This window comes from Streptomyces spongiae (assembly GCF_009377185.1).
GTDB lineage: Bacteria > Actinomycetota > Actinomycetes > Streptomycetales > Streptomycetaceae > Streptomyces > Streptomyces spongiae.
This window is the reverse complement of record NZ_VJZC01000997.1, coordinates 1-1848: the sequence shown is the minus strand read 5'-3', so window position 1 is coordinate 1848 and position 1848 is coordinate 1. Positions and strand designations below refer to the sequence as shown.

2 protein-coding genes are annotated in these 1848 nt (G+C 70.5%); both read right to left on the bottom strand.

The genetic code is table 11. The features are described 5' to 3' along the window. Positions 1 to 966: metabolite traffic protein EboE (gene eboE / locus FNH08_RS49530; protein ID WP_152778536.1), on the bottom strand; the 966-nt coding region annotated here is incomplete at its 3' end. 3 nt (positions 967 to 969) lie between these two features. Further along, positions 970 to 1818 carry a TatD family hydrolase gene (locus tag FNH08_RS49525; RefSeq protein ID WP_152778535.1) on the bottom strand — a complete coding sequence of 283 codons (849 nt, stop codon included), beginning with the start codon at positions 1816 to 1818 and terminating at the stop codon, positions 970 to 972. Positions 1819 to 1848 lie beyond the last annotated feature (30 nt).

Here is a 1848-nt window from a genome sequence, read left to right as displayed (position 1 = left end):
GAGCGTGGAGGTGAGGGGCGCGGCGGGGGCCGCGTGCAACGGGACGTGGAAGTGGGCACGCCAGGGCGAGGCGTCGGGCAGGGCGTCTCCCGAGAGCGCTTCGCCCAGGTCGTCGGTGCCGCGCAGTCCGACGGAGGTGGCTGTGCGGGTCTGGTGCAGGAAGCGGGGTTCGTCGAAGGCGGCGAGTGCCTCGCGGACGTCGGGGAGGTGGGGGTGTTCGGCATGCAAAGCGGCTGACAGCTGGGATTTCACGATGGGGACGCGGGCGTGAGTGAGGGCGTCCAGGGCGGTGTGCGGGTCTTCGAAGGAGGTGGCGAGGTGGCAGGTGTCGACGCAGATGCCGATGCGGTCGTGGCTGATCGCGGTGAGGGGGCCGATGGCGTCGGCGGTGGTCTCGACGGTGCATCCGGGTTCGGGTTCCAGACCGACGCGGATGGAGCGGCCGGTCAGCTCGTGCAGGGCGTCGAGGCGTTCGGCGAGGGTGGTCAGTGCCTTCTGGGCGCGAGCGGCACGCTCGTCGTCGTACGCGGTGTGCCAGGCCAGCGGCAGCGTCGAGACGGTGCCGTCCGTGACGTCGTCGGGGAGGAGGCCGGCCAGAACTCGGGCGAGGGCGGTGGTGTGGTCGAGGCGTTCGGGGTCGGCCCAGTCCGGCTTGTAGACGCGGTACTTGACCTCCTCGGCACCGAATCCCTCATAGGGGAAGCCGTTGAGGGTGACGACCTCGAGGCCGCGGCGGTCGAGTTCGGTGCGCAGCCCGCGCAGGGCCGACGGGTCGGTGACGAGGGCGTGGGCGGCGTCCTTCGCGAGCCACAGCCCGATACCGAGGCGGTCGCGGCCGAGCCGGCGGCGCACGGGTTCGCAGTGGTCGCGGAGTTGGGCGAGAACACCGTCAAGGGTCTCGGCCGGGTGGACGTTGGTGCAGTAGGCGAGGTGGACGATGGAGCCGTCGGGGTGGCGGAAGCGCATCGCTCACTCCCCGCCGCGCAGAACGGAGTTGCCCTCGTGAGTGGCGGCCGTGCCCGTGACGTCGAGGTCGAGGCGTCCGCTGAGCCCATAGAAGGCAACGGGGTTGCGCCACAGCACGCGGTCGACGTCGTCGTCGCCGAAGCCGCTCGCGAGCATGGCCTCACCGACCCTGCGGGTCTTGAGGGGATCGCTCCTCCCCCAGTCCGCGGCCGAGTTCACCAGCACCTTCTCGGGGCCGTACTCCTTGAGGATCGCGACCATCCTGTCCTCGTCCATCTTGGTGTCGGGATAGACGGAGAATCCGAGCCAGCAGCCGCTGTCCTTGGCCTCCTTGACGGTGGTCTCGTTGAGGTGGTCGACCAGCACCCGCTCCGCGGGCAGCGCGGACTCGCGGACGACGTCGAGGGTGCGGCGCAGGCCGGCGAGCTTGTCACGGTGCGGGGTGTGGACGAGGGCGGGCAGTTCGTGGTCGGCGGCGAGCTGGAGCTGGGCCGTGAGGGCGGTGTCCTCGGCGGGGGTCATCGAGTCGTAGCCGATCTCGCCGACGGCCACGACGTGGTCCTTGACGAGATAGCGGGGCAGTTCGTCGAGGACGGGCATGCAGCGGGGGTCGTTCGCCTCCTTGGGGTTGAGGGCGAGGGTGCAGTGGTGGGCTATGCCGTACTGGGCGGCGCGAAAGGGTTCCCAGCCGAGGAGGGAGTCGAAGTAGTCGAGGAAGGCGGCGGGCGAGGTACGGGGCTGGCCGAGCCAGAAGGAGGGCTCGACGACGGCGCGGACGCCTGCGGCGTGCATGGCCTCGTAGTCGTCGGTGGTCCGTGACGTCATGTGGATGTGGGGATCGAAGATGCGCATCAGGACTCCTTGCCGGACGGGGTGCCGGGG